Here is a 3,489-nt window from a genome sequence, read left to right on the forward strand (position 1 = left end):
CGCTCCCACAAACAATCGGGGGGCTATCCCCCCCACTCGTGGTATGCGCCCGGGGGCGGGGCCAGGGGCGGCCCCGCGGCCCGGGCCGGGCGCGGGGGCCCCGCCGCCTCCTTCGAGGAGCTGGCCACCGTCACCGCGCGCGCCTGGCAGCCCGTGGAGAGCGAGGCGCTGGGCGACTGGCGGCTGCGCGCGGCCGGGGGCTTCACCCGGCGCGCCAACTCCGCGCTGCCGCTCGGCGATCCGGGCCTGCCGTCCGGCGAGGCGCTCGGGCGGGTCCGCCACTGGTACGAGGAGCGGGGCCTGCCCGCGTACGTCCAGACGGCGACCGGGGCCGAGGGCACGCAGGAGGTCCTGTGCGCGGAGCTGGAGCGGCACGGCTGGCGGCGCGAGGTCTCGGCGGAGGTACGGATCGGCGCGCTGGCACCGGTCGGCGACCTGGACGCGGACAGCGCGGCGGTCCGGCTGACCCGGGAGCCGGACGCGGCCTGGCTCGCCCGCTACCAGCGCTTCTCCACCCCCGGCCCGCATGTGCTGCGGGTGCTGGGCAGCGGCCCCTCGGTCTGGTTCGCCACGGTGCCGGGGGAGGCCGGCGCACCGGACGCGATCGGGCGGTGTGTCGTGGACGGGCGGTGGGCGGGGTTCATGGCCGTCGAGGTCGCCCCGGAACAGCGGCGGCGCGGACTGGCCACGACGGTGATGACCGCGCTGGCCCGCCGGGCGCTGGACGAGGGCGCTTCGGCGGCCTGGCTCCAGGTCGAGGAGGACAATGAGGGGGCGCGGGCGCTGTACGACGGCATGGGCTTCGCGGGTCATCACCGGTACCACCACTACCGCTCGGCGTGAGGGGTCACGCGGCGCGCCGCGAAGGCCGGAGCGGGGACAGGACGAGCAGGGGCGTGGGTCGGATATGAGTGGGCTGGATTCCGGGGCGGCCGAGCGGCGGCGGCAGTTCGCCGAGGAGGCCCGGTCCGAGCGGCCGGATCTCGCTCTGCTGTGCCTGCTGCTGGGCGCGGAGGCCGGACCGGTGGGGCCGGCCGAGGTCGTCCCGGTGACTCCGGGGGAGCCCGTCCCCGACCCGTACGGCATCGACGCCGCGCAGATCGAGCTGGACCGGCTGGCGGGGCTGCTGCCGTACGGTTCCCGCTCCCCCGCCGCCTGGGCCTCGGTGCTGGCCGAACTGCTGGGTGAGCGCAGCGGGTTCGGCGGCTCGTCGGTGGACTACCAGCGGCTGGACTCCTCGCTCCTCCAGCAGGTGCTGCGCCGCCGCCGGGGCCTGCCGATCCTGCTGTCCGTCGTCTGGATCGAGGTCGCCAGGAGGGCGGGCGCACCGGTGTACGGGGTGGCGCTGCCCGGGCACTTCGTGGTCGGCTTCGGCGACCGGGCGGACCCGGTGCTGGCCGATCCGTTCGCCGGGGGCGCGCCGTTGACCGGGCAGGGCGCGGAGCTGCTGGTGACGGGGGCGACAGGGGCGGCGCTGGAGCCGTCGATGATGGTGCCCGCGCGGCCGCTGGAGATCGTGCTGCGGATCCTGAACAACGTACGGGCGTGGGCGGCGGCCCGGCCGGAGCGCACGGACGTGGCCCTGTGGGCGGTGGAGCTGTCGCTGCTCCTGCCCGCGCATCCGGCCAGGCTCCGCTACGAGCACGCCCAGCTCCTCGTCCAGCGCGGTGAGTTCCAGCGCGGGGCGGCGGAGATGGAGGAATATGCGGAGATCCTCGACGGGATCGAGCCGACGACGGCCGAGAACATCCGGCGCAAGGCTCACGCGGCACGCGCCCTGCTGAACTGAACCCGGCCATCCTGGCGGGAAACCCACGGAATGCGTCCTGCCCGGGGCTCTCGGACGCCCTGGCGACGGCGAGACGGATGGGTCCGTGAGCGATGTGCGCTCCCGGTTTACATCCGAACGCCCCCTTCCGCGCCCAACGGGCGCGTTATTCGGCCCGTTCGTCGGCGTACGCGAATGCCCATGCGCTCAACTGGAAACCCGTCACGGGGCGCGCACGGCCCATCGCATTCCGCTTTGGGCGGGCCGGAAGAGAAGAGCTGAGGGCAGATTGATGACGACCGTGCTGCTGGTCCACACCGTGCCGTTGTGGCGCGCCTCGCTGGCATCGCTCCTCGGTACAGGGCGGGAAATAGAGGTCCGCACCGCCGAACGCGGTGCGATACGCGCCGCACTGAGCGGTCCGGGCCCCGATGTGCTCCTCACCGACCTCGACTGTCCGGGCGCGCTGGACGTCCTCGACGAGGTGAGGACGGTGACCGCACCGCACGGCGGGCCCTGCCCGCTGGCCGTGCTGACCAGCAGCGACCGGCCGCGCGGCCTGCGGCGGGCGTACGAGGCGGGGGCGCTCGGCTACATCGACAAGTACCACCCGGTGGACGACCTGTCAGAGGTGATGCACAAATTGGCGGACGGCGGGCGGCATATCGACGAGTCGCTGGCCTTCAGCCTCTTGCAGGTGGCCGACATGCCGTTATCTCCGCGGGAATTGAGTGTGCTCTCGATGGCCGAGGGGGGTGACACCGTGGCCGGGATAGCCGCCCGACTGCACCTGACACCGGGGACGGTCCGCAATTATCTGGCCGCCGCCATCCGGAAGTCAGGGGGGCGGAATCGGCTGGACGCGATCAGACGGGCGAAGGAGGCGGGGTGGATCTGATGGCGCGCTCCTCGCCGAGCCGCCGCTCCTTCCTGCCGAGGCCGGCCGCGCCGGTCGGTGCGTGCGACCCCTCCGGCTCCCAGAGGCCGGCCAGGTCCCGGTAGAGGGCGCTGGAGCGCAGGAGTTCGGCGGGGGTGCCGCACCGGGTGCGCGGGCCGTCCATCACCAGGGTCCGCTCCGCGCGGCGGGCCGAGCTGAGCCGGTGGGCGACGACGACCAGCGCCCCCGGCAGGGCGGCGAACGCCAGCTCGGCGCGGGTCTCGGCGGCCGGGTCGAGCCGGCTGGTGGCCTCGTCGAGGATCAGCAGCGGCGGGGCGGCGAGGTAGGCGCGGCCCAGGGCGACGAGCTGCCGTTCGCCCTGGGAGAGCCGGTCGGGTTCGACCACCGCGTCGAGGGAGCCGAGCCGGGAGAGCAGCGCGTCGAGGCCGACCGCGTCCGCCATGGCCACGATCTCCCGGTCGCTCGCGTCGGGGCGGAGGTAGCGGAGGTTGTCCCGCAGCGAGCCGCTGAACACGTAGGCGTGCTGGGGCAGCAGGACGCGTACGGAGGTGGCGTCGGCCTGCCGCACCGGACGCCCCCGCCACCGCACCGCTCCCCCGGTGGGCCGCTCGGTCCCGGCGAGTACGGCGGCCAGGGTCGACTTGCCGCTGCCGCTCGGGCCGACGACCGCGAGGTGCTCGCCCGCGCCGATCGTCAGGGAGAGCCGGTCCAGGACGGGGTGGGCGCGGGGCCCGTACGCGAAGGTGACCTCGTGGAGTGCGGCGACCGGGGTGCCGCGCGGCGGCGGGGCGGTGTCGCGGGCGGTCGGCGGCGGGTCCTCGGC

The 3,489-nt window shown here is 74.9% G+C and carries 4 protein-coding genes; 3 read left to right on the top strand and 1 reads right to left on the bottom strand.

Annotated features, from left to right (window positions below):
• The 3 genes from JS521_RS25515 to JS521_RS25525 form a co-directional block, all read left to right on the top strand.
• Nucleotides 1-843, top strand: an 843-nt coding sequence (locus JS521_RS25515) for a GNAT family N-acetyltransferase (protein ID WP_239487820.1), incomplete at its 5' end; no start/stop codon positions are given.
• Between the two features lie 64 nt (nt 844-907).
• Entirely contained in the window at nt 908-1,789 is an 882-nt protein-coding gene (locus tag JS521_RS25520; protein ID WP_205085293.1) for a transglutaminase-like and tetratricopeptide repeat-containing protein, read from the top strand.
• Between the two features lie 271 nt (nt 1,790-2,060).
• The gene (locus JS521_RS25525) at nt 2,061-2,666 is read left to right on the top strand and encodes a response regulator transcription factor (protein ID WP_205085295.1); all 606 of its coding nucleotides are present in this window, start codon (nt 2,061-2,063) and stop codon (nt 2,664-2,666) included.
• Here JS521_RS25525 and JS521_RS25530 read toward each other — a convergent pair.
• On the bottom strand, nt 2,635-3,489 hold an 855-nt coding region (locus tag JS521_RS25530; protein ID WP_205085297.1), incomplete at its 5' end, for an ATP-binding cassette domain-containing protein. The genes JS521_RS25525 and JS521_RS25530 overlap by 32 nt on opposite strands.

This window comes from Streptomyces durocortorensis, from assembly GCF_016901035.1.
GTDB classification, from domain to species: Bacteria; Actinomycetota; Actinomycetes; order Streptomycetales; family Streptomycetaceae; genus Streptomyces; species Streptomyces durocortorensis.